At 69.0% G+C, this 26,601-nt stretch carries 25 protein-coding genes; 14 read left to right on the forward strand and 11 right to left on the reverse strand.

The genetic code is table 11. The features are described from left to right. Positions 1 to 2 precede the first annotated feature (2 nt). The 4 genes from mtrB (at position 3) to hpf (ending at position 4,944) form a co-directional block, all read left to right on the forward strand. A complete protein-coding gene (gene mtrB, locus QFZ53_RS10010; RefSeq protein ID WP_292905375.1) occupies positions 3 to 1,694 on the forward strand; it encodes an MtrAB system histidine kinase MtrB in 1,692 nt (563 codons plus the stop codon). After that, a complete protein-coding gene (locus tag QFZ53_RS10015) occupies positions 1,694 to 3,412 on the forward strand; it encodes a GerMN domain-containing protein (RefSeq protein WP_307295907.1) in 1,719 nt (572 codons plus the stop codon). Before mtrB ends, QFZ53_RS10015 begins: the two co-directional genes overlap by 1 nt. A 106-nt stretch (positions 3,413 to 3,518) precedes the next feature. Next, on the forward strand, positions 3,519 to 4,193 hold the full coding sequence (locus tag QFZ53_RS10020) for a ComF family protein (protein ID WP_307295909.1): 675 nt from the start codon (positions 3,519 to 3,521) through the stop codon (positions 4,191 to 4,193). A 94-nt stretch (positions 4,194 to 4,287) separates the two neighbouring features. Continuing rightward, entirely contained in the window at positions 4,288 to 4,944 is a 657-nt protein-coding gene (hpf, locus tag QFZ53_RS10025; RefSeq protein ID WP_292905369.1) for a ribosome hibernation-promoting factor, HPF/YfiA family, read from the forward strand. Positions 4,945 to 5,042: 98 nt separating this feature from the next. On the opposite strand, the gene QFZ53_RS10030 is transcribed toward hpf, so the two are convergent. The 4 genes from QFZ53_RS10030 to QFZ53_RS10045 all read right to left on the reverse strand — a co-directional run bounded on the left by QFZ53_RS10030 (position 5,043) and on the right by QFZ53_RS10045 (position 10,601). Next, positions 5,043 to 6,365, reverse strand: coding sequence for a hypothetical protein (locus QFZ53_RS10030; protein ID WP_292905367.1), 1,323 nt, complete (start codon positions 6,363 to 6,365; stop codon positions 5,043 to 5,045). Positions 6,366 to 6,439: 74 nt separating this feature from the next. Next, positions 6,440 to 9,265 carry an FtsX-like permease family protein gene (locus tag QFZ53_RS10035; protein WP_307295912.1) on the reverse strand — a complete coding sequence of 942 codons (2,826 nt, stop codon included), beginning with the start codon at positions 9,263 to 9,265 and terminating at the stop codon, positions 6,440 to 6,442. Further along, positions 9,262 to 9,984 (reverse strand): ABC transporter ATP-binding protein, encoded by a 723-nt coding sequence (locus QFZ53_RS10040; RefSeq protein WP_292905363.1) that lies wholly within the window; start codon positions 9,982 to 9,984, stop codon positions 9,262 to 9,264. The genes QFZ53_RS10035 and QFZ53_RS10040 overlap by 4 nt, the downstream gene beginning before the upstream one ends. Further along, positions 9,984 to 10,601, reverse strand: a complete 618-nt coding sequence (locus tag QFZ53_RS10045; protein WP_307295916.1) for a PadR family transcriptional regulator — start codon at positions 10,599 to 10,601, stop codon at positions 9,984 to 9,986. Before QFZ53_RS10045 ends, QFZ53_RS10040 begins: the two co-directional genes overlap by 1 nt. Positions 10,602 to 10,767: 166 nt before the next feature. On the opposite strand from QFZ53_RS10045, the gene secA reads away from it, so the two are divergent. From secA to QFZ53_RS10060, 3 genes are all read left to right on the forward strand, one after another. Then, the gene (gene secA, locus QFZ53_RS10050; protein WP_307295917.1) at positions 10,768 to 13,569 is read left to right on the forward strand and encodes a preprotein translocase subunit SecA; all 2,802 of its coding nucleotides are present in this window, start codon (positions 10,768 to 10,770) and stop codon (positions 13,567 to 13,569) included. Between the two features lie 105 nt (positions 13,570 to 13,674). Further along, the gene (locus tag QFZ53_RS10055; RefSeq protein WP_307295919.1) at positions 13,675 to 14,367 is read left to right on the forward strand and encodes a GntR family transcriptional regulator; all 693 of its coding nucleotides are present in this window, start codon (positions 13,675 to 13,677) and stop codon (positions 14,365 to 14,367) included. A gap of 9 nt (positions 14,368 to 14,376) precedes the next feature. Beyond that, positions 14,377 to 15,603 carry a pyridoxal phosphate-dependent aminotransferase gene (locus QFZ53_RS10060; RefSeq protein ID WP_307295921.1) on the forward strand — a complete coding sequence of 409 codons (1,227 nt, stop codon included), beginning with the start codon at positions 14,377 to 14,379 and terminating at the stop codon, positions 15,601 to 15,603. Here the strand turns inward: QFZ53_RS10060 and QFZ53_RS10065 are convergent. Next, on the reverse strand, positions 15,527 to 16,762 hold the full coding sequence (locus tag QFZ53_RS10065; RefSeq protein ID WP_307295924.1) for an AAA family ATPase: 1,236 nt from the start codon (positions 16,760 to 16,762) through the stop codon (positions 15,527 to 15,529). The genes QFZ53_RS10060 and QFZ53_RS10065 overlap by 77 nt on opposite strands. After that, complete coding sequence (locus tag QFZ53_RS10070) at positions 16,759 to 17,379, reverse strand: SAF domain-containing protein (protein ID WP_307295926.1); 621 nt, start codon at positions 17,377 to 17,379, stop codon at positions 16,759 to 16,761. Before QFZ53_RS10070 ends, QFZ53_RS10065 begins: the two co-directional genes overlap by 4 nt. Positions 17,380 to 17,476: 97 nt before the next feature. On the opposite strand from QFZ53_RS10070, the gene QFZ53_RS10075 reads away from it, so the two are divergent. Further along, entirely contained in the window at positions 17,477 to 17,752 is a 276-nt protein-coding gene (locus QFZ53_RS10075; protein WP_292905349.1) for a helix-turn-helix domain-containing protein, read from the forward strand. Here QFZ53_RS10075 and QFZ53_RS10080 read toward each other — a convergent pair. Continuing rightward, complete coding sequence (locus QFZ53_RS10080) at positions 17,740 to 18,351, reverse strand: hypothetical protein (RefSeq protein WP_307295929.1); 612 nt, start codon at positions 18,349 to 18,351, stop codon at positions 17,740 to 17,742. The genes QFZ53_RS10075 and QFZ53_RS10080 overlap by 13 nt on opposite strands. 126 nt (positions 18,352 to 18,477) lie before the next feature. Between QFZ53_RS10080 and QFZ53_RS10085 the strand changes: the two genes are divergently transcribed. Both QFZ53_RS10085 and QFZ53_RS10090 read left to right on the forward strand, forming a co-directional pair. Next, a complete protein-coding gene (locus QFZ53_RS10085; RefSeq protein ID WP_045259292.1) occupies positions 18,478 to 18,864 on the forward strand; it encodes an Rv3235 family protein in 387 nt (128 codons plus the stop codon). Positions 18,865 to 18,903: 39 nt separating this feature from the next. After that, a complete protein-coding gene (locus QFZ53_RS10090) occupies positions 18,904 to 20,388 on the forward strand; it encodes a sensor histidine kinase (RefSeq protein ID WP_292905343.1) in 1,485 nt (494 codons plus the stop codon). Positions 20,389 to 20,498: 110 nt separating this feature from the next. Here the strand turns inward: QFZ53_RS10090 and QFZ53_RS10095 are convergent, their stop codons facing one another. Beyond that, on the reverse strand, positions 20,499 to 20,747 hold the full coding sequence (locus QFZ53_RS10095; protein ID WP_067198513.1) for a WhiB family transcriptional regulator: 249 nt from the start codon (positions 20,745 to 20,747) through the stop codon (positions 20,499 to 20,501). 233 nt (positions 20,748 to 20,980) lie between these two features. Between QFZ53_RS10095 and QFZ53_RS10100 the strand changes: the two genes are divergently transcribed. Continuing rightward, positions 20,981 to 21,367, forward strand: coding sequence for a hypothetical protein (locus tag QFZ53_RS10100; protein WP_307295941.1), 387 nt, complete (start codon positions 20,981 to 20,983; stop codon positions 21,365 to 21,367). Positions 21,368 to 21,381: 14 nt separating this feature from the next. Here the strand turns inward: QFZ53_RS10100 and bcp are convergent, their stop codons facing one another. The 3 genes from bcp to aroA are packed head-to-tail and all read right to left on the reverse strand — an operon-like array spanning position 21,382 to position 24,269. After that, positions 21,382 to 21,855 (reverse strand): thioredoxin-dependent thiol peroxidase, encoded by a 474-nt coding sequence (bcp, locus tag QFZ53_RS10105; protein WP_292905335.1) that lies wholly within the window; start codon positions 21,853 to 21,855, stop codon positions 21,382 to 21,384. Positions 21,856 to 21,864: 9 nt separating this feature from the next. Further along, positions 21,865 to 22,947, reverse strand: a complete 1,083-nt coding sequence (gene rsgA / locus QFZ53_RS10110; protein ID WP_307295944.1) for a ribosome small subunit-dependent GTPase A — start codon at positions 22,945 to 22,947, stop codon at positions 21,865 to 21,867. Continuing rightward, the gene (gene aroA, locus QFZ53_RS10115; protein ID WP_307295947.1) at positions 22,944 to 24,269 is read right to left on the reverse strand and encodes a 3-phosphoshikimate 1-carboxyvinyltransferase; all 1,326 of its coding nucleotides are present in this window, start codon (positions 24,267 to 24,269) and stop codon (positions 22,944 to 22,946) included. The genes rsgA and aroA overlap by 4 nt, the downstream gene beginning before the upstream one ends. Before the next feature lie 72 nt (positions 24,270 to 24,341). Here aroA and QFZ53_RS10120 point away from each other — a divergent pair, with 72 nt between their 5' ends. From QFZ53_RS10120 to QFZ53_RS10130, 3 genes are read left to right on the forward strand one after another with little or no spacing between them, the layout of a single operon-like run. Continuing rightward, entirely contained in the window at positions 24,342 to 25,004 is a 663-nt protein-coding gene (locus QFZ53_RS10120) for a sigma-70 family RNA polymerase sigma factor (protein WP_373426284.1), read from the forward strand. Continuing rightward, the gene (locus tag QFZ53_RS10125) at positions 25,001 to 25,246 is read left to right on the forward strand and encodes a zf-HC2 domain-containing protein (RefSeq protein ID WP_292905329.1); all 246 of its coding nucleotides are present in this window, start codon (positions 25,001 to 25,003) and stop codon (positions 25,244 to 25,246) included. Before QFZ53_RS10120 ends, QFZ53_RS10125 begins: the two co-directional genes overlap by 4 nt. A 33-nt stretch (positions 25,247 to 25,279) precedes the next feature. After that, positions 25,280 to 26,584: a GNAT family N-acetyltransferase gene (locus tag QFZ53_RS10130; RefSeq protein WP_307295949.1), complete on the forward strand. Its 1,305-nt coding sequence runs from the start codon at positions 25,280 to 25,282 to the stop codon at positions 26,582 to 26,584. Positions 26,585 to 26,601 lie beyond the last annotated feature (17 nt).

A 26,601-nucleotide genomic window follows, 5' to 3' on the forward strand; every position in this document is an offset into this window, starting at 1 on the left:
GGATGGTCGCGACGACGGCGACGACCACCGCGGCGGTCGCTGCCCTCAGCGACTGGCGTGGCTGGCCTACCGCGCTCGCCCAGCTGTGGCGGCGTTCGCTGCGATTCCGCACGCTCAGCGTCACACTGCTGCTGACGGCGTTCGCGATCTTCGTGACGTGCGTGACGATGGCTCTCGTCATTCAGAACGACCTGTTCGAGTCGCGCCGCAACGAAGCGCTCGAAGACGCCCTGCGCGCGGTCGATTCGGCTCAGGCGATCCTCGACTCCGCGGAGATCGGCGACGACCCTGCCGCACTGTCCGAGCTGTGGGACAGCATTCAGAGGGACCTCGCGCGAAACTCCACCGCGGTCGGGATCACGGGCAGCCGCATCGAGATCGAGCCCGATGCCGACGTGGCGACCGTGCGTCTGAACGGCTTCACGGCCGGTCTCAGCATGAACCTCGTCTCGCCGGCCCTGAGCAACCGCGTCGTCGAGTCCCCCGACTTCCAGTTCTACCAGTCGGTCGCCCTCGACGTCTCCGGTCAGACCGTCCCGGGCATCATCGTCGGACAGCAGCTGAACGTGCCCCAGGCCGGCCCCTTCGAGGTGTACTTCTCCTACGACCTCGCCGACGCCGACCAGACGCTGTCCTTCGTGCAGCGCACGCTGTGGATCGCCGGAATCGGACTGGTCGCCATCGTCGCGGCGATCTCCTACGTGGTCCTGAGAACGGTCTCGACCCCGATCATCGAAGCGGCCGAGACCAGTGCGCGACTCGCCTCGGGTGATCTCGAGGTGCGCATCGAAGTGCACGGCGAAGACGAGCTGGCGACCCTCGGCCGTTCCTTCAACGCGATGGCCGACAGCATCCAATCGCAGATCAAAGAGCTGGGCGAGCTGTCGCTCGTGCAGCAGCGCTTCGTGTCCGACGTCTCGCATGAGCTGCGCACGCCGCTCACGACGATCCGGCTGGCCGCCGACATGCTCAACGATCAGCGCGAAGACTTCGACCCCATCATGGCCCGGACCGCCGAGCTGCTGCACACGCAGGTGCAGCGTTTCGAGACGCTCCTGTCCGATCTGCTCGAGATCAGCCGCTACGACGCGGGCTCCGTGCAGCTCGAACTCGAGGCGACAAGCCTCGCGCACCTCGCGGAGGACATGATCGATCAGATGCGACCGCTTGCGGAAGGGCACGGCACCGAGCTGAGGCTCGTGGCCCCCGGCGGGTACTCGCCTGTCGACATGGACCCTCGGCGGGTCAGGCGCGTGCTGCGCAATCTCATCGGCAACGCGATCGAGCACGGCGAGGGTCGTCCGGTCGTGGTCACGGTCGACAGCAACCAGAACGCGGTGGCGGTCGGGGTGAGGGACACAGGTCTCGGAATGGAACCGGCGGATGCTGAGCGCGTATTCGACCGATTCTGGCGCGCTGATCCGTCGCGCCAGCGCACGATCGGCGGCACCGGTCTCGGCCTCTCGATAGCCCTCGGCGATGCGACCCTGCACGGCGGTACGCTCGCGGTGTGGTCGGAGCTCGCCGTGGGGACGAACTTCGTGCTCACCCTGCCTCGGCACGACGGACGTCTGGACGGGCCGTCTCCGATTCCGCTGGAGCCGCAGGACGAAGAGCGCGATTTCGACGACGCCACGCAGCCGATAGAGCTGGCCGACATCCCGTCGCACCTGTTCGACGAGGGGAGTCTCTGATGCGCGCCGGTGTCTCTCGGGCTGTGGGAGCACTCGTCGCCGTCGTCGTGCTCTTCGCACTGGCCGCGTGCAGCGGCCTGCCGACCAGCGGCGACGTGAAGTCGGGGCTCGCGCTCGGGGAGTCGCCCGACGAGCCCGACATCCTCTTCCTCGCCTCCGGTCCGCGTGACGGAGCGGGCCCGCGGGACATCGTCGACGGATTCATCGAAGCGGGGATCACGCCGGCCGACAACTGGCTCGTGGCGCAGAGCTTCCTCACCCCCGATTTCCGGACCGAGTGGAGCCCCAGCGCCGGAGTCCTGATCGATGCGAGCGCGGATGCGCGCCTGCTCACTTCGGACGCACCCGCCGACGACGACGGTGAGAACGGCGACACGGCCCACATTCAGGTCAAGATCGATCAGCTGGCGATCGTCGACCAGACGGGTGCGTACTCCGAGACGGCGGGGATGACGACACTCGAGTTCGTGGTCGTGAAGACGGCAGGGCAATGGCGCATCTCGAAGGCGCCCGACGGCGTCGTGATCGATCGCTCGCGGTTCCAGCGCGTCTACGACGACTATCCGCTGCAGTACTTCGATCAGTCATGGAGCCGCCTGGTGCCCGATGTGCGCTGGCTGCCACGGCGCGCCACGGTCGCGACCACGATCACGCAGTCGCTGATCGAGGGGGCTCCGAGTCCGTGGCTGCTGCCCGCCGTGCAGACGGCCTTCCCTGCGGATGTGACGCTCGCGCGCGACGCGGTGCCGATCGATCCCGACCAGGTCGCCGACGTCGCGCTGAGCAGGGCAGCCCAGAGCCTCGATCCGACGACGCTCGCCCGCATGCGCACGCAGCTGCAGGCCACTCTGGAGGCCGCGGGCGTGCACGTCAGCCAGGTGCGCTTCAGCGTCGACGGACGCAGTCTCGACGCCGGCGTCGTGAAGGTCGTGGACGATCCGGCGGATGCCGGAACCGTGGTGCTCAAGGACGGCGCATTCGGAGCGGTCGTCGGCACCGAGATCACGCCGATCGACGGCATCAGCGACGAGATCCTCGGCATCTCGCAGCCGATCGCTGCGGTCGACATCGCCGCCGACGAGACGCGGGCGGCCGTGCAGCTGGCCGACGGGCGCGTGTTCATCGCGGCCGACGGACAGGTAGACCTGCTCGATGACAGGGCGGGCCTCGTCAAGCCCTCGATCGATCCGTACGGCTACGTCTGGAGCGTCCCCTCGACCACGCCGTCGCAGGTGATGGCATGGCGCGGAAAGGACACGTCGAGCACGATCGCCGACGCGTGGCCGACCGCCGCGGGCGTGTCCGGCATCCGCGTGTCGGCAGACGGGGCGCGGATCGCTGCCATCGAGACCATCGGAGGGGAGCGCTGGATCTCGGTGTCGGCGGTCATCCGGGACGAGACAGGCATGCCCACCGCGCTCGGAGAGCCGAAGCCGCTGACCCAGCTCACGGGCAGCGCGTCCGTTGTGGTGTGGCTGGGACCCGACCGTCTGGGTGTGCTGGTGGAGCAGGACGGACCGAAGATGCTCACCCAGATCGTTGGAGGCACGGGGACGATCGAGACGGCGCCCGCCGCGGCCGTCTCCCTGGCCGGGGCGCGCAGCTCGTCTTCGGTGCGGGTGTTCACGGCGACAGGGTCGCTGTTCTCGCGGAGTGGATCGGCATGGCGCGAGTCCATGACGGGCGTGTCGCTCCTGGCGACGAGAGCGGGTCACTGAGCACTCCTCCTGCACATTCCGCGCGGAGGCGTCGGCTCTGCACAGGAGCCCTCGATCGCGCGCGGTGGGACGGGCGCCCTGCACGCGTCGAGGGGATGATCGGCGGATGCCGACATCCACGCGCTGGCAGGCTCTCCTCTCCGAGCTCGGCGCCTTCGTGCTCGCTGCGACATGTGCGGGCTGCGACGAGCCCGGCGCGCTCCTGTGCGACGCCTGCCGCAGCGAGGTGCGACCCGAGGCGATCGATCTGCGCACACCTCGTGGCCTGCCCGTGCGCGCCGCCCTGCGATTCGACGGCGTGGTCGCACGCTGCATCCGCCGTCTGAAGGGCGAGGGCGACACCATGCTCGCCCGGCCGCTCGGGGCGGCGCTCGGCGCCGTGCTGCTGCCGGAGCTGGGCGACGGCATCCATTCCGTGCCCGTTCCGACCTCCTCGGCAGCTTTCCGGCGGCGCGGATACCGTGTGCCGGATCTGCTGATCTCCCGTGCCGGTGCTGAACCGTGGAGTCTCCTGCGCCACCGGGGCCGTCATGCCGACCAGCGAGGGCTGACGGTGCGGGAGCGCGCCAGGAACGTGCAGGAGAGCATGTATACGCGGCGAGAGGGGCGGGGAGCGAAAGTGGTGCTGGTCGACGATGTCGTCACGACCGGAGCCACGTTCGACGAGGCTGCGCGGGCGCTCACCGCGGCGGGCTTCGACGTCGTCTGCGCGGTGGCGCTCGCCGCGACCGAGCGTCACAGGGAGCGCACTGCGAATCCACCGACGACACGGAGGAAATGAGTGGTGACAACCGCGTGCGAGCGGACTACGGTTGGGCAGAACAAGGCGACCACGGTCCGCCCTTGGCCGGGAGGACCGGGACAAGGAGGCAGCAATGGAAACAAGCATCGTTGGCGTCGGGGTGGGTATCACCGACCGCTTCCGAACCGTTGTCGAAGAGAAGATCGCCAGGATCCAGACGTTCGCGTCACGCGCGCTGCGGCTGGATGTGAAGGTCACCCACCGTGTGTATCGGAACGGGCACGTACCTGACGAGACGGTCGAGCTGACGCTCGTCGGCAAGGGCCCCGTGGTCCGCGCCGAAGCCACCGACGGCGACAAGTTCGTCGCCCTCGATCTCGCCGTCGACAAGATGTCCGAGCAGTTGCGTCGGGCGAAGGAGAAGCGAGTGGACGGCCGCCAGCATCCGCGCGGCGCGCACTTCGAGAAGGGCAGTGGAGCCCTGGAGGGAATCGACGTGCAGCCGGCGTCGGTCGAGGTCCTGCACGCCGTCGCGACCGGCAGCATCCCGGTGCAGAACGACGAGGAAGAGGCATACTCGCCGGTCGTGATCCGCACCAAGAGCTTCGACGCGGAATGGATGACCGTCGAGGAGGCCGTGGACCGCATGGAACTCGTCGGACACGACTTCTTCCTGTTCGTCGACGTGCGAACCGATCATCCGAGCGTCGTCTACCGCCGCAAGGGCTGGGACTACGGTGTGATCGCGCTGAGCACCCAGGCGCCACCGTCTGAGGCTCTCGCCTCCTGACCGCTCGACGGAAACGGCTCGGCATCCCGCGGGATGCCGAGCCGTTTCCGTCTACCCTGACTCGCGGCCGTTGCCGAGACGGGGCTGCGCAGGCGGGGTCAGTCGAACATGCCGTCCAGGAGGCTGCCGATCACGAGCCCCCCGAGGATGCCCGAGGCGATGTCGTTGCCGCCGCCGCCGCGCCGACCGCCGCCCCAGCCTCCTCCTCCGCCCCAGCCGTCATCCTGCGGGCGCGAGGAGTCGATGTCGCGCTGGGCCAGCTGCAGCGCCTCCGAGGCGAGGTGGGCGACACGGCGGGCGGCCGCGAGCGCCTCCTCGCGCGTCTCCTCCGCGGGGAGCAGGTCTGCGAGGTCGACTCGCAGTCGCTCGGCCTCAGCCAGACGGGTGCGCGCGTCGGCGCCGATCCATCCGCGGTGGCCCGCGATCAGGCCGCGGGCGACGCCGAGCTGGCGATCCGCGTCGTCTATCGCGTGCTGCACCTGGGGGATGCTGGGCAGCGGATTCTCCGCACGGTACCGTGCGGTGGCGATCGCCTCGTCGAGGGCGGTGTTCGCAGCACGCAGCTGGGAGAGCTCGGCGAACGGGTCTCCGGGGGAGCCGGCGGGGGAGAGGGCCTCAAGCGCCTCCTGAAGCGCTGTCACGGCGGCCGCGACCGCGGGCGTCTGCGGGGCGGTGCGCGCGGCGATCAGGTCTCCGCGCGAATCGGCGACCACCTCGGCGAGCGTCGACTCGGCGCGCAGCGCCTCGATCTCGAAGTCCTCGACCGCGTCGAGGAGGGCGGATGCGCGACGGGTGGCCTCGGTCGCTGTCTCGAGAGCGAGATTGGCCTCCTCGTTCTGCTTGGCGGCACGCCGTCGTTCGGACACGTCGGCGCCGTGCGTGGCGAAGGCGATGAGCTGCTCGGCCTCGGCTGCGGACGCCGCGATCTGGCTCATGGCAGACGGCGCGTAGCGCGCGGACAGCCGGGCGACGGCGTCGCCGGTCTGCGGGATGCGTGCGCTCAACGCCGCGGCATCCGCCCGGACCTGCGCGATCACCTCGGGAGCTCGACGGACCTTCGCGACGGATTCGGCGAGAACGGAGGTCTTCTCGTCGAGCAGGTCCTGGGCCCAGTCGCACAGCTGCGCGATGCGGGCGTTGCGGGTGCGCAGCTCTTCCGGAGTGTCGGGGATCTCGTCGTGGTTGAGCTGGTGCAGCTGGAAGGCCTCGCGCATGTGGGTGCGCACGGCCGCCAGCGCCAGACGCAGATCGGCGGTGAGCGATGCGCCGAGTTCGGCCTCGGCGAAGTCGAGTTCATCGGACGTCGACCGGATGCGCTCGTCGGTCTGAACCAGAGCCTGCTCGGCACGCCGAGCCAGATCGGCGTCGTGAGCTGCCAGCTCTTCCTGCTCGCGCTTACGTCTACCCCAAATTCCAGCCATGAATCGATCCTAGACAGCGGAGCGGATGAGCAGGCTGTGCATCCTTCGGGAGCGGGGCCGGTTCGCTCAGAGCGTCAGGTGATCACGGTGCGGCGAGTCAGCTCGGGCCGCCGCGGAGTCACCAGCCAGCTGACCACGGCGATCGCAAGCGGAAGGGCGACGGCGAGCGCCACGAGCACGGTCCACGGGATGTCGGAGGCGAGCAGCATCCCGCCCGACTGCATCGCGATCCCCAGCGGGGGAAGGATGCCGGCCACGGCACCCGTGAGCGTACCGAAGCCGGCGATGATCAGGCCCTGCCAGAAGCCGATGCGTCGTCGCAGTCCGTCCGAGCCCCCGACCGCCGACACCGTCGCGTCGTCGGGGCGGCGTTCGAACCTCGCGAGGCTGAGGGCGACCGCGCTCGCGCCGAGCACCAGGGTGGCGACGGCCGCGATGATGGGCGCCATCCACAGGGTGTCGTCCGGCGGCCCGTCCTCCCATCCGGCCGTGAGAGTCCACGACGACGTGCTCAACGTCTCGGCTTGCGCTCCGAGGCGATCGCGCATGTCCAGCGGCACGGCGGTGTCGAACCCGGCGATGACGAGCCGCGGAGCCGTCGTGATCCCGAGTCGGTCCGCCGTCTGGGGCGAGATCGCGACGAGCACGGGCTGAAGCGGGAGATCGAGCGAAATCGCCGGCAGTCGCTCCGTCCACAGCGGCGGCTCCCACGCCGGCATGGCAGGAGACTCGCGCCAGATGTTGCTGGGCAGCGCGCCGTCGACGGCCTGGGCCCACGTCCACGCAGAGATCTCGAGGGTCTGCCCGGTGACGAAGCGCGGATCCGCGGAGATCGCTGCGCCGTCGCGATACGCCGCGAGCTGCGCCGACGTCAATCGCACACCCAGCGCGGTCTCGATCTCGTCGGCGTCGATCACCGAGATGGGGTCGCTCGGGTCCTGGCTGCCGGTCATGAACGACCGATCGCTGTCGATCAGGTACTCATCGGGCAGCAGCGCAAGGGCCCTGACGGATGCCGACGGCATGTCGTCGGCATCCGCCGACCACGGTTCCGGCTGACGTTCGACGACGGCGATCCTGCGGGAGCCCGAGGCAGCGGCGAGATCGAGCGCCGCCGCGCCGGCCTCGTCGATCTCGTGCTCGGAAAGGGGGGTGTACTCGCCGCCGGTCCCGGTCGGCACGTACGTGATCGCCATGCTTCCGACGGGAGCCTGGTAATACCAGTTGCGCGCCGACTGGCCGTTCTGCATGGCCACGCCGCTCAGCGCGAAGACGCCGATGAACACCGTCGCCCCGATCGCACCGAAGGCGGGAACCGAACGCGAGGCGTTGGCCGCGGCGTCGCGGGATGCGAGGCGCGCGCTGAGACCGATGCGCGAGAACAGGCGCGCGGTGGTCCAGAGCAGCCAGCGGCCGGAGAGCACGACGCCGAGCTGCACGACGATGGGGCCGATGATCACGCCGTAGGGCGGTGCTGTGCGCAGCGGCGAATCCCACGCGATCGACGGGTCGATGACGGTCAGCGCCACTGCGGCGGCGATCGTGACCGCGAGGCCGACGACGACGAGCACCGAGCCCCAGATCGGATGCGACGGCCGCGCGCGCTGCGGGCGACGAGCGCCCCGCAACGCGCTGAGGACGTCGGAGCGGGCGACGGTGTGCGCGGGGACGGCGGCGGATGCGGTGCCGACGAGGACCGCCAGGGCGACGATGGCGAGGACCATCTCCCAGGGCAGGTGGAGTCCGGGGAACTGCGCTGTGGATCCGTTGTCGACGACGGCCAGGACGGCGGCGCCGGCGCCGATGCCGACGACGGCGCCCACCGCGCCGGCGGCGATTCCGAGGGTGGTCCCCTGAAGCAGCACGATCCGGCGCAGATCGCTCGCCGAGGCGCCGACACTGGCGGCGACGGCGAGAGCGCGCTGCTGGCGTCGCGCCGAAACGGCGAATGCGGCGCCGGCGAGCATCACGACGACGTAGGCGGAGAAGAGACTCGCGGCCCCCAGCATCATGAAGATCGACCAGCGCGACGACCAGTAGTCCACGCGCGCCCCCTCGGCGTCGGTGCCGGACATGTCGGGCGGATCCAATGCCACGGCACGGGAGAACGCGACGACTCCGTGCTCGTTGAGTTCCTCGACCTCCTCCCATGAGAGTTCATGCTCCGGCAGATACCACTTCGGCTCACCGCGCACCTCGACCGAGGCCGGGAGGAACAGCGCGGGGACATCGGAGGGGAGCACTGCGGCGGACATCGTGCCTGTCACGGTCAAGGAGCGTGCAGGATCGGCCAGCTCGACGGTGTCGCCGATGAGCAGACCGAGCCTGCTCAGCGCGGCAGGAGTCGCCATCATCTCGTCCGGGCCCGTCGGCGACCGTCCGTCGATGACATCGAAGCGTCCGGCGAAGCGTGGGTCCCATGTGTGCCCGGTCCACGCCTGGATGCTCGTGACCCCGTCAGGGGTCGCGACGCGCACGTTCGCCTCGACGACCTCGATGGACTCGACGTCGTCGGGCAGCAGGGTCGTCGGATCCTCGACGCGTTCGCCTTCCGGGCCCTCCCTCATCGTGGCGGGATAGCCGAAGAACTCCGGCTGCGTCGGCGCCTGCCACAAGCCGTTGCCGGGCAGCCCGCGCACTCCGATCCACGCCTGCGTCCGCCCAAGCTCCGTGGCCACCTGTTCGGCGGGCGTGGCGATCGTGCTCGCTGCGACGACCGTGTACGCCGTCATCGTCGCGATCGGCAGCATCATGAGCGCGCCGATCAAGAGGCTCGACGGCAGGGTGCGCCGCACCTGTCGTCTGGCCAGCCTTGCGGCGACCCGCCAACGCGCGGCCCACGCGCCTCTCGCCGGTGCTGCGTCTCGCGACGCCCCCGGCGTCTCGAGGCGCGACGTCATCCCGCGGGCTCCGTGAGCAGGATCTCCGCGTCATCACGGCGGGTCTGGTCGACGATGCGGCCGTCGCGGAGGAAGACGATGCGGTCGGCGAAGGCGGCATGGCGGGCCTCGTGCGTGACGAGGATGCCGGCTGCTCCCGCATCCACTCGTGCCCGCAGCATCCGCAGCACCGATTCGCCCGTCACGGAATCGAGCGCCCCGGTCGGCTCGTCCGCGAGGATCAGGCGGCGGCTGCCGACGACGGCTCGAGCGATGGCCACGCGCTGCTGCTGTCCGCCGGAGAGATCGTCGGGAAAGGCGTCGAGTCGGTCGCCCATGCCGACCGACTCCAGCGCATCACGGCCGGCACGGCGGGCCACACGACCACGGAAGCCGTCGAGTTCGAGGGGCAGCGTCACGTTCTCGATCGCCGTCAGCGTCGGGATGAGATTGAAATCCTGGAACACGAAGCCGAGCGACCGGCGGCGCAACTGCGCCAGCTGAGCAGGAGACTGCTCACTGAGGTACGCACCCTCTATGATCACCTCGCCGGTCGTCGGCTTCGCGAGTCCACCGGAGATCGACAGCAGTGTCGACTTGCCGGATCCTGAGGCCCCCATCACGGCGACGAGCTCGCCGCGGCAGACCTCGAGATCGACGCCGGACAACGCCGAGACCGCGGTCGCTCCCTGGCCGTACTGCTGCGTCACCCCCACCAGGCGCAGCACCGTGTCGGTCATCAGCCCCGCTCTGTCCCGGTGAGAGCGGCTTCAGCCTTGGCGGGCCGCCCCCGTTTGGGTCGGTCTGCCGTGAGCTCCAGCCCCATGGCGTGCCGCGGATGCAGGGAGAGCCGCTGTTCGGTGTGATCGAGCCAGCGCACCTCCGCCTCGGCCGCGAAGATCATCGAGTCGATCACGAGGGCCCATGCGAGCTCCTCAGGGCCCTCGGGATCGCTGCCCGCGTACTTCGCCCGCTGGAGGGTCTGCAACTGGGTCAGCGACGCCTTGCGCTGCGTCTGGATCACGGCCGCCACATCGACACCCGGGAGCGTCGCGGCCACGGCGAGCTTGATCGCCAGTTCATCGCGGGTCGCCTGTGTGCGTACGACCGGCGAGGAGAGCCAATCCGAGACCTCGGCGGTGCCGGCATCCGTGATCTCCCAATAGACGTGACCCTGCTCGTCCGCCTCACCGCGTGCGACGAGCCCGTCGCGCTCCAGGCGCTCCAGGGTGTTGTAGATCTGTCCGACGTTGAGGGGCCAGGTCGAGCCGGTGCGCCGGTCGAACTCGTGACGCAGCTGGTACCCGTAGCACGGGCCCTGATCGAGGATGGCGAGCAAGCTCTGACGGACGGACATGACGACCTCCTGAAGTCATTTCTCAGTATATAGATACGCGGAATCCTTCTCACCATCTGTATGCAGGCGATCTGCAGGTCACGGCCCGGTAACATGAGCAAGGTATGCCCGTAGTCGGCCCATGGCGGCCCGGGCGGTTCACCCATCCGACAGGGAGATGACATCTGTGGCCAATCCTCTTGAGAAGCTGCTGCGTGCCGGTGAAGGGCGCGTCATCCGGCGCCTGAACCAGGTCGTCAAGGCGGTGAACGCCCTGGAGGAGGACATCTCCAAGCTCACCGACGAGGAGCTGCGCAACGAGACCACCGAGCTGCGTGCGCGCTACGAGGCGGGCGAGACTCTCGACCAGCTCATGCCCGAGGCCTTCGCCGCGGTGCGCGAGGCGGCCAAGCGCACGCTGGGCATGCGCGCCTACGACGTGCAGATCATGGGCGGCGCGGCGCTCCACCTCGGCAACATCGCCGAGATGAAGACCGGTGAGGGCAAGACGCTCGTCGCGACCCTCCCGGCCTACCTCAACGCGATCGCGGGCGAGGGCGTGCACGTCATCACCGTCAACGACTTCCTGGCCTCCTACCAGGCCGAGCTCATGGGTCGCGTGTACCGCGCCCTCGGTATGACGACCGGCATCATCGTCTCGGGGCAGACCCCTGCGGTGCGGCGCGAGCAGTACGCCGCGGACATCACCTACGGCACGAACAACGAGTTCGGGTTCGACTACCTGCGTGACAACATGGCGTGGCGCAAGGAAGACCTCGTGCAGCGCGACCACTTCTTCGCGATCGTCGACGAGGTCGACTCGATCCTCATCGACGAGGCCCGCACGCCGCTGATCATCTCCGGTCCGTCGTCCGGGGAGGCGAACCGCTGGTTCGCCGAGTTCGCGAAGATCGCTCGCACCCTCGTCGAGGGCGAGGACTACGAGGTCGACGAGAAGAAGCGCACGGTCGGCGTTCTCGAGCCCGGAATCGAGAAGGTCGAGGACTATCTCGGCATCGACAACCTCTACGAGTCCGCGAACACTCCGCTGATCTCCTTCCTGAACAACTCGATCAAGGCGCTCGCCCTGTTCAAGAAGGACACCGACTACGTCGTGATGAACGACGAGGTCATGATCGTCGACGAGCACACGGGCCGCATCCTGGTGGGACGCCGCTACAACGAGGGCATCCACCAGGCGATCGAGGCGAAGGAGGGTGTGCCGGTCAAGGCCGAGAACCAGACCCTCGCGACGGTCACGCTGCAGAACTACTTCCGTCTCTATGACAAGCTCGCGGGAATGACCGGTACGGCCGAGACCGAAGCCGCCGAGTTCATGTCGACCTACAAGCTCGGCGTGATCCCGATCCCCACGAACCGGCCGATGATCCGCAAGGACCAGTCCGACCTCGTGTACAAGAACGAGACGGCGAAGTTCGCGCAGGTCGTCGAGGACATCGCCGAGCGTCACGCCTCCGGCCAGCCCGTGCTCGTGGGCACGGTGAGCGTCGAGAAGAGCGAGTACCTTTCGCGCCTGCTCGCCAAGAAGGGCGTCAAGCACGAGGTGCTCAACGCGAAGAACCACGCTCGCGAGGCTGAGATCGTCGCCCGTGCCGGTCGTCTGGGCGCCGTCACGGTCGCGACGAACATGGCAGGCCGTGGAACCGACATCATGCTCGGCGGCAACGCCGAGTTCCTCGCCGTGCAGGAGCTCAAGTCGAAGGGGCTCGACCCGGTCGAGACGCCGGAGGAGTACGAGGTCGCCTGGGACGAGACCTACGAGGCCACGAAGGCCGTGGTCGCCGAGGAGGCCGAGAAGGTCATCGAGGCTGGCGGTCTCTACGTGCTCGGCACCGAGCGCCACGAGTCGCGCCGCATCGACAATCAGCTGCGTGGACGCTCGGGTCGCCAGGGGGACCCGGGTGAGAGCCGCTTCTACCTCAGCCTCACGGACGACCTCATGCGGCTGTTCCAGTCGGGTGCGGCCGAGGCCATCCTGAATCGCACGAACTTCCCCGACGACGTGCCGATCGAGTCGGGGCTCGTCTCCCGCGCGATCCGCAGCGCGCAGTCGCAGGTCGAGGCGCGCAACGCCGAGATGCGCAAGAACGTGCTGAAGTACGACGACGTCCTCAACCGTCAGCGCGAGGCCATCTACGCCGACCGCCGTCACATCCTCCAGGGCGACGACATCGCCGACCGCGTGCAGCACTTCATCGAAGATGCGATCACGGGTGTCGTGAACGACCACACCGGTGAGGGCCACAACGAGAGCTGGGACTTCGATGCTCTCTGGACCGAGCTCAAGACCCTCTACCCGGTGAGCGTGACGATCGACGAGGTCGTGGCTGAGGCGCAGGGTCGTAAGGGCGGCATCACGGCTGAAGGGCTCACACGCGAGCTGCTCTCCGACGCGAAGATCGCGTACGAGAAGCGTGAGGAATCGCTCGGGGAGGCGGCGACGCGCGAGCTGGAGCGACGCGTCGTGCTGCAGGTCCTCGATCGCCGCTGGCGCGACCACCTCTACGAGATGGACTACCTCAAGGACGGCATCGGACTGCGTGCGATGGCTCAGCGCGACCCGCTGATCGAGTACCAGCGCGAGGGCTACTCGATGTTCCAGTCGATGATGGGGCAGATCAAGGAGGAGTCGGTCGGCTACCTCTACAACCTCGAGGTCGAGGTCCGCCGTGCCGGCGAGACCGAGGCGACAGAGGTCGAGGCCAAGGGCCTGGCCGATGGCGCCGGAGATCAGCGCCTGCAGTACTCGGCGCCGGGCGACAACGGCGAGGTCGAGGTGCGCAACGATCGAGGCCAGGTGCAGCAGGCGGCGACCGATCGGCTCCGCCAGGCAGCTGCGGCCCGCCAGGCCGACGCGCAGCCCGAGGCCGAGGCTCCGCGTGGAGCCTTCGGCCAGAAGACGGATGCCGCAGCTCCGGCCGCGGCAAACCGCGAGCAGCGACGCGCCCAGGGCAAGAAGAAGAAGTAGTCGCACAGACGCAGTCGAGGGCCGGTCCGTGAGGATCGGCCCTTCTGCATCCGCCCCGGCCAGGCGCCTGGGCCAGGTCGTGGACGGCAATGGAAGAATGACGGGATGAGCACTGCAGAAGAGCCCCTCCTCGAGTCGACCCGGGTGGCCGACTGGCTGCGTGACGCCATCCTCGACGGGGTCCGCGCGCCGGGCAGCAGGCTGATCGAAAGGGATCTGGCCGCGGAGTTCGGCGTCAGCCGCGTGCCTGTGCGGGACGCCCTCAAGATCCTCGAGGGAGAAGGGCTCATCGTCCTCCGCCCCCGGACATGGGCGATCGTCCGCGAGTTCACGGCATCCGACATGGCCGATCTCGATGAGGTGCGGTCCGTGCTGGAGCCTCTCGCCTTCCGCCTCGCGGCCGAGCGCCATGATCGTGACGGACTCGCTCGGCTGCGCCGCGTCCTCGAGAAGGAGAAGAGCAGCGCAAGAGCCGAGGATCCGATCACCTCACGGCGTGCCGCCGCGGACTTCCATGAGGCCGTCACAGAGCTGGCCGATAATCGTCTCCTGCAGGATCTGATGAGGAGCATGCGCAGCAAGCTGCGCTGGGGGCTTTCCCAGCACGACGATCTGATCCACGTGACCGACGAGCACGAGGCGCTGTACGAGGCCATCACGATGCGCGACGGCGACCGGGCGGAGACGCTGGCCATCGCTCACATCGACAGCGGCCGACGCGAGCGCGAGGCCCACGAACTCGCGCTGCGCGGGGCGTCCGACGCGGGCGTGAAGAGCGAGGGTGCATCTCGGCGCTAGGCTTGGGCGATGACCCCATCGCGCCACTTCGATCAGTCGTCGAAGCTCAAGAACGTCCTGTACGAGATCCGCGGAAACGCCCTCGTCGAGGCGGCGCGGTTGGAAGCGGAGGGGCACCGGATCCTCAAGCTCAACACCGGAAACCCGGCGATCTTCGGTTTCGAGGCTCCCCACCAGATAGTCCGCGACATGCTCGCGTCTCTGCCCACCGCACACGGCTACAGCGACAGCAAGGGGATCATCTCCGCGCGTCGCGCAGTGGTCAGCCGCTATGAGGAGATCGAGGACTTCCCGCGGTTCGACCCGGACGACGTCTACCTCGGCAACGGTGTGTCCGAGCTGATCACGATGACCATGCAGGCCCTGCTCGACGAGGGCGACGAGGTACTGATCCCCGCGCCCGACTACCCGCTGTGGACGGCCATGACCAGCCTGGCCGGCGGTACCCCGGTGCACTACGTGTGCGACGAGGATGACGAGTGGCAGCCCTCCCTCGACGACATCCGATCGAAGATCACGCCGCGTACCAAGGCGATGGTGATCATCAATCCGAACAACCCGACGGGAGCGGTGTACTCGAGGGAGGTCCTCGAAGGCATGGTGCAGATCGCGCGCGAGCACGAGCTGCTGCTGCTCTCGGATGAGATCTACGACCGCATCCTCTTCGACGATGCCGTGCACATCCCCACGGCGACGCTTGCGCCCGACCTCCTGTGCCTGACGTTCAACGGCCTCTCCAAGACCTACCGGGTCGCCGGCTACCGTTCGGGCTGGATGGTGCTGACCGGTCCGAAGTCCCACGCGAAGGGCTTCATCGAGGGCATCACCCTGCTCGCCTCGACCCGACTGTGCCCGAACGTCCCTGCGCAGCATGCGGTGCAAGCCGCCCTGTCCGGCGTGCAGTCCATCGATGCGCTGATCGCGCCCACCGGACGTCTGCACGAGCAGCGTGACGTGGCGTGGGAGGGGCTCGAGGCGATTCCCGGCGTGTCCTGCGTCAAGCCGCAGGGGGCCCTCTACGCGTTCCCGAGACTCGACCCGAACGTGCACGAGATCCGCGATGACGCCAAGTTCATCTACGACCTCCTGGTCTCCGAGCACATCCTGCTCGTGCAGGGCACCGGCTTCAACTGGCCGACGCCCGATCACTTCCGGGTCGTCACGCTCCCTGAACCGCGCGTGCTGGCCGAAGCCGTCGAGCGGCTCGGGAACTTCCTCTCGAGCTATCGGCAGTAGCGCTCGCCGTCGGTGAGAGCCGGGCGGCCAGACGACGGACGCCGGCCACCAAGGGCGACCGGGGGACGACGTCTGCGATCGGCCGCGCGTGCAGCAGCGCGGCATCAGCCGCACGCTGATCGAAGGGGACGAAGACGACGTCGGCGATGCCGCCGAAGCGCTCGAGCGTGCGGCGGATCTGGCCGCGGGCATCGAGTCCGAGCGGGCCGGCGCGCAGCTGGTTCACGACCACCACGACGGGAGTCGGCCCGGTGAGACGTCGAAGCTCGGCGTGATCTCGCAGGAACCGGCTGATCCCGAGAGGATCCGCCGAGGCGACGGCGACGATCGTGTCGGCCTCGGCGAGAGCGGCGGCGGTCGCAGCGTGGCGACGAGGGCCCGTGAGGTCGTACGTGGCCTCGTCGTCGGCGTCGAAGGCGGCGGAGACGTCGACGACCGTCTCCTCGGCCCATCCGCGGCACGCCTGCAACGCGGCCGAGAGACGGGATGCCGACAGTTCGGGCCAGCGGCTCGGACGGTTGATGCCGCCGAGCACGTCGATCGAACCGCCGCTGGTGTCGACGGCCGTCGCCAGCCGGGTGAGTTCGTCGGGATCGAGGGCGCCGAGCTCGGCCCGACGGCACGCCGCCGCGATGCCCGGGTCGTCGTCGCTGAGCCCCAGTAGAAGAGCGATCGACGGTGCGACGGTGTCGGCGTCTACGAGCGCGGTGCGTCGGCCGGTGCGCGCCAACTCGACGGCGAGCTGGATCGACAGCGTCGAGCGTCCAGGGGCGCCAGGCGGCCCCCATACCGCCGTGATGCGGTGCGGAGGAGGGGACCCAGGCTGGTTCGTGCGCGGAGCGTCCGCGAGGAGTGCAGCGGCGACCTCCCAACCACGGGCGGACTCGGGCAGGGGTTCGCTCAGACCGTAGCGGGCGATCAGTCGGGGGTCGCCGTCGCCGAGCGGGACGATGCGCACACCGGCTCGATCGCATGCGTCGACGAGAGCCGGGGTGAGGACCGCCCTGCTCGCCGTGACAACGACCACGTCGATCCCCGAGCGAAGCGGGAGGACGGCGCCTTCCGGCACCACCGCCACGACCTCGACGTCCTCGAGGTCGAGCTCGGCCGCGAGGGCCGCCGATCTCGGCTCGGGGAGGGCGAGCAGGACGCGCATCATGGCGTCGATCCCACGGGCACGACGGACAGAACGGAGCCGCCGGTGATCGCGGCGAGCACGTCGGCGACGTCTGCGCGGTCGATCACGACCTCGACCGTCGTCGCATCGCTGTCGAGCATCCCCTCCGCCTCGACGACGGAGCTGATGATCACATCTCCGACGAGGATGCGCGGGGCGTCGTAGCTGCGGCCGTCTTCCCGCGGCGGAGCCTGCCACAGTTCGACCATCGTCCCGGCGGCGACCCCGGCCGGTATGCCCGTGCTGCTCTCGACGACGATCGTCGTGGTTCGGCTGGACTCGGCTTCACCCAAAGCGGTCGTCGGCACGAGTTCTCCTTCTGTCAGCGTTCTGGAGGCGACCATTCCGGGTTCGAGATCCTGCGGGGCGAGGTAGCCGGTCGTGAGCTGGCCGAGCCCGACCTCGACCACTTGGAAGTCGGCCGACACCAGTGCCTCGCCCTGCACGATCGTGCGGCTGGCCTGCAGCACGGGCGTGGTGCGACCGGCTGACGACACGATCAGCCAGACGCCGGCGATGGAGAGGGCCACGAGGACGATCCCGATCACGAACCGGATGTCGGCCCAGAACGCCGGACGCCGGCGCGAGAGGAATGTCATGGCCTCATGGTCACAGAAATCGCGCGTCCGGCTCGAAAGTTATCCACAGGTGGTGGTGCGCGGCCGCGCGCCGGCCCGGGCGGGGGAGAATGGTGGCATGCCTGGTTCCTCGTCCGCCCCGCGCTTCCTTGCGCCCGCCCAGGTCGCTGAGCTCCTCAGCATCGAGGTCGACGAGGTGATCGCGCTGGTCTACGAGGGCCGTCTCAGAGGCTCCCAGCTGGGTTCGCCTGCACGGTGGCGGATCGAGGAATCCAGCCTCGCCGAGTATCTCGCCGAGCAGTCGGAGGAGGCGAGGCGGATGGCGCTGTGGCGGCAGGCCAACGAGGCGAGCTTCCCCGAGGTGTGGGGGCCATCCGCGCCTCAGGGCATGTGATCTCCGGCCGTCTGCACGGCGACGACCGCGTCGAATGGGATGATCAGGAAACCTGAGACGGCGCTTGCGAGCCGCGCACTTCCCGGTTCGTGCTGGGCCAGATCGAGATGGTCGGCGCCGGCGCGGTCGATCGTGCCGTGCAGCTCCTCGCCGTCCGCCGTGCTGACTCGCACAGTGGCTCTGCGACGCGCGAGATCGCGCAGCACGAATCCGAGTGTCATCCGCTCCCGAAGATCAGCCGACTGCTCGCCCTGCTCCTCGAGGCTCGTGAGCAGCATTCCGTGGTCGACGGCGATGCCGCGAACAGCGTGCAAGGGGATGATCCTGATCGACGTCGCCACTCGGGGCCCGTCGGACACGACATCGGACGCGGCGACCCAATCCGCGCCGAGCGCGACGAGACGCACGGGAAGCCGATGGACGCCCGCGAGCGTGAGCACGGCCGGAGCCCCTGCGGAGCACAGCATCCGCAGCCTGCTCCGGAGGTCCAGACGCGAGATCCGCAGGCGCTCGGACTCGGCGTCGAGCGCCGCCCGCTCGGCCTCCCACTCGGAGGCGAGCTGGCCCTCGAGATCCTCGAAAAGTCGGTCCCATCGCATTCGATAGAGCGTAGGCGACCTCGCAGATGCATGTACGAGTTATCCACAATGATCGCCGTTGCGGCTCACAGCGGCCTCGGTGCGTGCTGTACTGGCGGCAATCTTCCCCGACGGAGAGCACAGACGATGACGCTTCACGAGTATTTCGCACCGCAGCCGACGCCCCGCGCAGACCTGCCGGATCCCGTTCCGCTGCTGCGCAGTCTCACCCAGGGTGTTCTCGAAGTGCTCGCCGGGGTCAGAGAAGTCGATCAGCTCGCCCGCTGGTTCAACGAAGACGCCTTCCGGAGCCTGGTGACCAGGGCGAATCTGTCGGCGAGGGCGCGCAGTGCGAGGGGGGTTTCGCCTGCGCGCCCGACTTTCGAGATCCGGTCGATCCGCACCTCCGACCCCGCCGACGGCGTGGTCGAAGCCGTCGTGATCGTGGCAGGGCCCGGTCGGACACGCGCGGTGGCGATCCGCCTGGAGGGCCTCGATCGGCGCTGGCGCGCCGCATCTCTCGCGGTGCTCTGAACCGCCGGAGCCGAGACGCACCCCCAGTAGGCTTGGGGGGTGTCAACACTCAGTGATCTCGCCCAGGCCCAGGGCCGCCTGACCGACAGTGATGTCGAATGGCTTCATCGACTCGCCGGCGACGGTCAGCTCCTCGCAGACCTCGCGTCCGCGGACATCGTGGTCTGGATCCAGACCGACGACGGCTCGTTCATCGCGGTGGCGCACGCGCGTCCGAGCGGCGCGGCCACCCTGTTCTACCGCGACATCGTGGGGGAGCGGGTGCGGCCGCAGTGGCGCACGCAGGTGCAGGGCGCGTTCGAGTCGGGGGAGATCGTCGATTCGTCTTCTCCCGACTGGTTCGAGGAGACTCCGACCAGAGTGCGTGCCGTTCCGATCGTCAACGAGCGCAGGGGATCGGACGAGCCTGCGTCGGTCATCGGCGTGGTGACCAGGCACACGAACCTCGGCGAGGCGAGGACGCCCTCGCGTCAGCAGATCACCTTCGACGAGTGCGCGAACGACCTGTTCCGCATGATCGCTGAGGGGAGCTTCCCCGATCTCGCCGCACCCACGTCACCGCGCCGCGGAGCGCCGCGCGCGTCAGACGGTCTCATCCGCATCGATGTCGACGGCATCACGACCTTCGCGAGTCCGAACGCCCTGTCGGCCTTCAATCGCATGGGCTTCGACGATGAGCTCGAGGGGCAGTCCCTCGCCGAGGTGACGACACGTCTGGTGCCACCCTCCCGTCAGGTCGACGAGTCGCTTCCCGTGGTCGTCACCGGACGCGCTCCGTGGCGCACCGACATCGAGGCGCGGGGAGTCACGGTGTCGCTGCGCGCCATCCCGCTGAAGGACCACGGCACCCGCATCGGTGCGATTCTGCTCTGCCGCGATGTGTCGGAGCTGCGTCACCAGGAGCAGGAGCTCATCACCAAGGATGCGACTATCCGCGAGATCCACCACCGGGTGAAGAACAACCTGCAGACCGTCGCATCGCTGCTGCGCATCCAGGCGCGTCGCACGCATTCCGAGGAGGCGCGCGACGCCCTCACCCAGGCGATGCGTCGTGTGGACGCGATCGCGGTCGTGCACGACACGCTCGCCCAGGGGCTCGCGCAGAAAGTCGACTTCGACGAGGTCTTCCACCGGGTCCTCAAGCTCGTCGCCGAGGTCGCGTCGGCGCCGAACACGCGTGCGCGCACGCAGTCGACGGGCCGCTTCGGGGTCCTGCCGAGTGAGTACGCGACGCCGTTGGCTCTCGCGCTGACCGAGGTCGTCACGAACGCCGTCGAGCACGGACTGGCCGGAAAGGAAGGCGTCGTCACGATCGACGCCAGCCGAACGGAGGAGAATCTGCACGTCACGGTGATCGACACCGGCAGCGGCCTGCCCGAGGGGCGTATCGGCCAGGGACTCGGCACTCAGATCATCCGCACCCTCATCCAGGGCGAGCTCGGCGGCACGATCGAGTGGAAGGGCAGCGAGGGAGAGGGAACCGAAGTCGTCATCGACATCCCGCTGCGCTGGCTGAAGAAGTGAGCCGAGGCAGGTGCCGGTCGACGGACAGCCGACCGGCACCGTGACTCGAATCTGATCGACAAGAAAACGGCCCGGGATCCAGAGGATCTCGGGCCGTTTCGTCGTGCAGGTCAGGACGCGCGGCGGGCGCGTGCGGCGCGGCGCTTCAGGGCGCGGCGCTCGTCTTCGGAGAGGCCTCCCCAGACGCCCGAGTCCTGGCTGGTCTCGAGGGCGTACTGCAGGCAGATCTCGGTCACCGTGCAGGTGGCGCAGACGGACTTCGCCTTCTCGATCTGGTCGACGGCCGGGCCGGTGTTCCCCACGGGGAAGAAAAGCTCGGGGTCGACAGTCAGGCAGGCGGCTTTGTCGCGCCAGTCCATGGGGGCTCCTCGGTGTGGATTTCATGAGATGTCGCTGAGCGACGTCTCGGATTGGGGCGGCAGATCGGGGTTCAGCTACCCTGTTCAGATGCGGGCGGATGCCCGCTGTTTGTGATGCGAGCAGAAAGCCCGCCCCACGCCGCTGTGGGAGCACATGACTTTGTCTATTCTGTTACATGAATGTTTCGAAATCAAGACTTTTCCTCCTTCTCATTCGATTCCCAGGAGACATCGTGCGTGCACCAGGACTCGCTCTCGCGGCGGCAGCCGTGCTGGCCGTCGAAGGGGCGGCGCTGATCGTGTTCGCGCTGATCGAGCTGTTCGGAGTCGGAGCGGGCGACGCATCGTCGTTGCCCACCGCCCTCGCCCTCATCGTGCTGACCCTGATCGGCGCGGTCGCGCTGCTCGCATTCGCATTCGGCGCGCGAGCCGGACGATCGTGGGCGCGGTCGGGGGGGATCGTGTTCCAGGTGCTGGCCGTCGCGATCGCGTTCGCGGCGCTGACCGTGCAACCCGTCGTGTGGCCGTTCGTGCTCGGCGTGGGGCTGCCGGGCGTCGCGGGATTCCTGCTCCTGATCGCGAGCGCGAGAGCTGAAGGCGGACGCGCCCCCGAGGCCTGAGCCGCCGGCGGGCGTCAGGAGTCGATGCCGAGGAGCTTGCGCAGGCGTGCGACGTGCCCTGTTGCCTTGACGTTGTAGAGCGCGAGCTCGATGATTCCCTGCTCGTCGAGCACGAAGGTCGAGCGGATGACGCCTTCGATGATCTTGCCGTAGTTCATCTTCTCGCCCCATACGCCGTAGGCCGTGTGCACGGAATGGTCGGGGTCGCTCAGGAGCGTGAAGGTGAGACCGTCGCGGTCGCGGAACTCGGCGAGCTTCGCCGGCTCGTCGCGGGAGATCCCGATCACGCGGTAGCCCGCGCCCTGCAGCGACGAGATGCTGTCGCGGAAGTCGCACGCCTGCGTGGTGCAGCCGGGTGTCATCGCCGCCGGGTAGAAGTAGAGCACCGTCTTCTCGCCGCGGAGGTCCGCCAGGCGGACGGTGCCGCCGTCCTGGTCGAGCAGGGCGAAGTCAGGGGCAGCGGTTCCGGGTTCCAGTCGCACAGTCACCTGCACAGCCTACCGGCCGGGTGTCTGCTCGGCCTTGTCCGCGAAGGTCTGCAGCAGCCGCTGAAGGGAGTCGAGACGGGCGCGTCCCGTGTCGCCGAGCTCGCCGCGCTCCGCGGCCTCGATGAGTGCGCAATCGGGGGCGTCGGCGAGGTGGGTGCAGCCGCGCGGGCAGTCTTCGGCGATGAGGGCGAGCTCAGTGAAAGCCGCGAGGATGTTCTGCGGTTCGACGTGCCCGAGTCCGAAGGAGCGCACACCGGGCGTGTCGATGACCCAGCCGCTGCCCGCAGGGGTGCGATACCGGAGTGACACGGTCGACGAGGAGGTGTGCCGCCCGCGCCCCGTCACCTGGTTGACTTGGCCGGTCGCGCGCCCCGCGCTCGGCACGAGCGCGTTCACGAGGGTGGACTTGCCGACGCCGGAGTGTCCTACGAAGACGGTCGAGTGCCCGATCAGCGCGGCGCCGATCTCGTCGAGCGGCATGTCGCCCGTGGCGCTCGTGAACACGCGGAGGGCGTCGAGCCCGTCGAAGTGCTTCAGGAAGTCGGACGGGTCGGCGAGGTCGGTCTTGGTCACGACGAGGAGAGGGCGTATGCCTGCATCGAGCGCCGCGACCAGGTAGCGGTCGACCAGTCGGGCTCGAGGCTCCGGGTCGGCCGCGGCGACCACGACGAGCATCTGGTCGGCGTTGGCCACGATGACGCGCTCGACCTGATCGGTGTCGTCCGCGCTGCGCCGCAGCAGGGACGTGCGCTCCACGATGCCCACCATGCGGGCGAGCGTGCCTTCGTCGCCCGAGGTGTCTCCGACTACGCGGGCACGATCGCCGGTGACGATCGGCGTGCGACGCAGCTCACGCGCGCGGGTGGCGGTGATCGTGCGCTCCTCGGGGGTGTCCTCGCCCATCAGCACCGAATAGCGCCCGCGGTCGACGCCGAGCACGCGGCCGATCCGGGCGTCCTCGTGGGCCGGACGCCGTTTCGTGCGCGGCCGATTCGCCTTCGGATTGGGGCGGGAGCGGATGCTCGACTCGTCGTACTCGTCGTACTCGTCGAAGTCGTCGTCGAGTTCGTCGTCGTCGTTGAGCCAGCTCACGCGGAGTCGCCTCGCAGCATCCGCTCCCAGAGCAGGGTGAACTCCGGGAGGGTCTTCGCGGTGGTGCCGATGTCGTCGATCTCGACTCCCGCCACCCGGAGGCCGATCAGTGCACCCGTGGTGGCCATGCGGTGATCGTGATACGCAGCCCACGTGCCGCCGTGCAGCTCCCGCGGGATGATGCGCAGGCCGTCCGGCAGCTCTTCGGCTTCGCCGCCGAGGGCTCGCACGTTCTCGATCAGCGCCGCGATCCGGTCGGTCTCGTGCAGTCGGATGTGCCCGATGCCGCGGATGGTCGTCGGGGCGTCGGCGAACACCGCAAGGCCCACGAGCGTCGGTGTGAGTTCGCTGGCGGCCGACAGATCGAGGTCGACGCCGTGGATCCCGCTGCCGGCGCGTACGGTGAGCGTGCCGCTGTGACGGCCCACGTGGGCGCCCATGGCCTGCAGGATCTCCGGCAGCAGATGCCCAGGCTGCGTCGAATGCACGGGCCAGCCCGTCACCGACACGGCGCCGCCGGTGACGAGGGCGGCGGCGAGGAACGGTGCGGCGTTGGAGAGGTCGGGCTCGATCGCGATCTCCTTGGCGCGGGGAACCCCGGCCTCGACGAGCCATTCGCCGGTCGCAGGCCGTTCGATGCGGATGCCGCGGCGGCTCAAGGCCTCGATCGTCATGTCGATGTGCGGGAGGCTCGGCAGGTGCTCACCCGTGTGGACCAGGTGCAGACCGACGTCGAAACGGGGGGCGGCGAGAAGCAGCCCTGAGACGAACTGGCTGGAGGCGGAGGCGTCGATCTCGACGCGCCCGCCGCGGATGCGCCCGTGACCGCGGATCGTGAACGGCAGCGCCCAGGTGCCCTCGTCGTCGATGTCGACGCCGAGGTCGCGCAGAGCGCTGATCAGGCCGCCCATCGGGCGATGCAGCGCAGTCTCGTGCGCCGTGAGGTGAACATCGTTCTGTGCGAGCCCCGCGAGAGGTGCGATGAAGCGCATGACCGTACCCGCCTGTCCGCAGTCGATCGTCGTGCCGCCTCCGAGCTTCGCGGGGGTGACGACGAGGTCGGGGCCGAACTCGCTTCCGGCATCCACCTCTTCGATGCCGACGCCGAGAGCGCGCAGCGCGTCGACCATGCGACGCGAGTCGTCCGAGTGCAGCGGCGAGATCAGCCGGCCGGGGCCGTCGGCGATCGCGGCGATGATCAGCTCGCGATTCGTCAGCGACTTCGAGCCGGGGATCGTGACCGTGGCGCGCACGGCGCCCTCGGCGGCGGGCGCGGCGTAGACGCCCTGGACGAGGGGAGGGGAATACCTGTTGGCGCTCATCGGTTCCCACTTTAGTGAACGCGGATGCAGGCCCGACGGATCGGGACCGGCATTCGCCGAGAAGGAGAGAGCATGCTCGCAACGCTTGAGCGCGAGTCGGTCGACCTCAGCGTCCTAGACTGGCCGGTGATGGATGACACCGCAACCGCAGACACGGTCAGCGACCCTCGGCGCGAGTTCGAGGAACAGGCGATCCCGTACATGGATCAGCTGTACGCCGCTGCCATGCGCATGACGCGCAATCCGGCCGACGCCGCCGACCTCGTACAGGAGACCTTCGTGAAGGCATACGGCTCATGGGCCACCTTCACGCAGGGCACCAATCTCAAGGCGTGGCTGTACCGGATCCTCACCAACACGTACATCAACATCTACCGCAAGAAGCAGCGCGAGCCGTTCCAGGGCACGATCGACGAACTCGAGGACTGGCAGCTCGGCGGCGCCGAATCGACGACGGCTTCGCACAGCCGGTCAGCGGAGGCGGAGGCGATCGACCGGATGCCGGCATCCGTCGTGAAGGACGCTCTCCAGGCCGTGCCGGAGGATTTCCGGCTGGCTGTGTACCTCGCGGACGTCGAGGGATTCGCCTATCAGGAGATCGCCGACATCATGAAGACCCCCATCGGCACCGTGATGAGCCGTCTGCACCGTGGCAGGCGGATGCTGCGGGAGCTGCTGGCCGACTATGCCGTGGAGCGGGGCATCGCCGCGGCTGACACGAGGAGCAGGAAATGAGCGACTGCGGCTGCAACAAGGCGCGTCAGGATCTGGAGGAGTACCTCCGCAACGAAGTGTGCAAGACCGAGCACACCGAGATCCGCGAGCATCTCGAGAGCTGCCCGTCCTGCCGGGACGAGGCTCTCGTCGCGACCACCCTCACCGAGGTCGTCGCGCGCGCCTGCAAGGAGACGGCTCCTGAGGAGCTCCGCGACCAGGTCTTCGCGCGACTGCGCGAGGTGCAGGCCGCCCAGCACTGATTCGGCGTCGCACACCGTCAGTAGGGTGGAGGCATGACCTCCCTCGATGCGCGCGCTGTTCCCGTCGATGCCGTCTCCGCCGAGACTTTGGCCGCAGCCGGATTGGACTATCGACTCGCCGATCTGAGCGATGAAGCGACCGCGCAGAGCTACCAGCGCGCGGTCTCGCGGGGATTCCTCGGTGATGAGCCCGACGCGCAGGCCCTGGCGTTCGGGCAGGCGCCGTTCCAGGCCAGGCGCAACGCGGCCGTGTACGACCCGGCTTCGCCCGCGGCCGACTTCCCCGTCGCGACCGTGAACTCCTGGGTGACTCCGCTCACGGTGCCCGGCGGCGCCGCCGTCGACATGTGGGCGATCAGCGTGGTGACGGTCGCGGCGACCCACCGCCGCCGCGGGATCGCGCGCGCCCTGCTCGAAGGCGAACTGCGTGCGGCCGCCTCGGCGGGAGTGCCCGTGGCCGGCCTCACGGTCTCCGAGGCCACGATCTACGGGCGGTACGGATTCGGGGCCGCGGTTCCCACGGTGCGACTCGACATCGACGCACGTCGGGCCGGCTGGGCGGGGCCGACGCCTTCCGGGAGGATCGAGTACCGCGAACGAGAGCAGCTCGCCGATGATCTGGCTGCGGTTCATGAACGCGCACGGCTGCGCCGCCCGGGGCAGATCCCGGGGTGGCGGACGCGCTGGGAGGGGTTCGCGGGACTGTCTCCCTCCGACACCGAGCGCGACAGGGTGCGCGGCGTGCGGTACCTCGACGACGAGGGCGCGCTGCGTGGCGTGCTCGTGTACACGCTCGCCGAGAAGGGCGGTTCCTTCCGCTTCGGTCTGCATGTGCGGATGCTCGTCGCCGAGACGCCGGATGCCACCGCGGCGCTGTGGCGCTTCGCGCTCCAGCACGACCTGGTCGACGACGTGACCGCCGATCTGCGTCCGACGGACGACCCGCTTCCGTGGCTCGTCGCCGACCCGCGCGGTGTCGTGCAGACCGTGCACGACCACGGCTGGTTGCGCATCCTGGACCTGCCGACTGCTCTCGCCGCGCGACACTGGTCTGCTCCGCTCGACACGGTGCTGCGTGTGGAGGATCCGCTCGGCTTCACGGCGGGGGACTGGCGTCTGCGCATCGACCAGTCGGGCGCCGCCGTCGTCGAGTCCGCCGCGGATGATGCCGTCGACGCCCGGCTCGGCGTGGCCGCGCTGTCGGCTCTCTACGCGGGCGGAGTCTCGGCTTCCGCACTCCACGGTGCAGGCCTGATCGACGCCGACCCCGGAGTCGTAGAGCGCCTCGACCGGGCGTTGGCGTCTTTCCCCGCCCCGTCGCTAGACATCTGGTACTGAGCGGCTCCTGCGTCGCA

The sequence above is a fragment of the Microbacterium natoriense genome, from assembly GCF_030816295.1.
In the GTDB taxonomy this organism is placed as follows: Bacteria; Actinomycetota; Actinomycetes; order Actinomycetales; family Microbacteriaceae; genus Microbacterium; species Microbacterium natoriense_A.

Excerpts from the sequence above, each read along its gene's own strand:
- aroA (WP_307295947.1), bottom strand. The coding sequence starts at position 24,269 with ATGAGCGCCAACAGGTATTCCCCTCCCCTCGTCCAGGGCGTCTACGCC.
- QFZ53_RS10065 (WP_307295924.1), bottom strand. The coding sequence starts at position 16,762 with ATGATGCGCGTCCTGCTCGCCCTCCCCGAGCCGAGATCGGCGGCCCTC.
- QFZ53_RS10030 (WP_292905367.1), bottom strand. The coding sequence starts at position 6,365 with ATGGCTGGAATTTGGGGTAGACGTAAGCGCGAGCAGGAAGAGCTGGCA.
- QFZ53_RS10060 (WP_307295921.1), top strand. The coding sequence starts at position 14,377 with ATGACCCCATCGCGCCACTTCGATCAGTCGTCGAAGCTCAAGAACGTC.
- QFZ53_RS10040 (WP_292905363.1), bottom strand. The coding sequence starts at position 9,984 with ATGACCGACACGGTGCTGCGCCTGGTGGGGGTGACGCAGCAGTACGGC.
- QFZ53_RS10020 (WP_307295909.1), top strand. The coding sequence starts at position 3,519 with ATGCCGACATCCACGCGCTGGCAGGCTCTCCTCTCCGAGCTCGGCGCC.
- mtrB (WP_292905375.1), top strand. The coding sequence starts at position 3 with ATGGTCGCGACGACGGCGACGACCACCGCGGCGGTCGCTGCCCTCAGC.
- QFZ53_RS10015 (WP_307295907.1), top strand. The coding sequence starts at position 1,694 with ATGCGCGCCGGTGTCTCTCGGGCTGTGGGAGCACTCGTCGCCGTCGTC.
- QFZ53_RS10075 (WP_292905349.1), top strand. The coding sequence starts at position 17,477 with ATGCCTGGTTCCTCGTCCGCCCCGCGCTTCCTTGCGCCCGCCCAGGTC.
- QFZ53_RS10125 (WP_292905329.1), top strand. The coding sequence starts at position 25,001 with ATGAGCGACTGCGGCTGCAACAAGGCGCGTCAGGATCTGGAGGAGTAC.
- QFZ53_RS10095 (WP_067198513.1), bottom strand. The coding sequence starts at position 20,747 with ATGGACTGGCGCGACAAAGCCGCCTGCCTGACTGTCGACCCCGAGCTT.
- QFZ53_RS10035 (WP_307295912.1), bottom strand. The coding sequence starts at position 9,265 with ATGACGTCGCGCCTCGAGACGCCGGGGGCGTCGCGAGACGCAGCACCG.
- QFZ53_RS10080 (WP_307295929.1), bottom strand. The coding sequence starts at position 18,351 with ATGCGATGGGACCGACTTTTCGAGGATCTCGAGGGCCAGCTCGCCTCC.
- QFZ53_RS10120 (WP_373426284.1), top strand. The coding sequence starts at position 24,342 with ATGCTCGCAACGCTTGAGCGCGAGTCGGTCGACCTCAGCGTCCTAGAC.
- QFZ53_RS10045 (WP_307295916.1), bottom strand. The coding sequence starts at position 10,601 with ATGTCCGTCCGTCAGAGCTTGCTCGCCATCCTCGATCAGGGCCCGTGC.
- QFZ53_RS10070 (WP_307295926.1), bottom strand. The coding sequence starts at position 17,379 with ATGACATTCCTCTCGCGCCGGCGTCCGGCGTTCTGGGCCGACATCCGG.
- QFZ53_RS10130 (WP_307295949.1), top strand. The coding sequence starts at position 25,280 with ATGACCTCCCTCGATGCGCGCGCTGTTCCCGTCGATGCCGTCTCCGCC.
- QFZ53_RS10055 (WP_307295919.1), top strand. The coding sequence starts at position 13,675 with ATGAGCACTGCAGAAGAGCCCCTCCTCGAGTCGACCCGGGTGGCCGAC.
- hpf (WP_292905369.1), top strand. The coding sequence starts at position 4,288 with ATGGAAACAAGCATCGTTGGCGTCGGGGTGGGTATCACCGACCGCTTC.
- QFZ53_RS10085 (WP_045259292.1), top strand. The coding sequence starts at position 18,478 with ATGACGCTTCACGAGTATTTCGCACCGCAGCCGACGCCCCGCGCAGAC.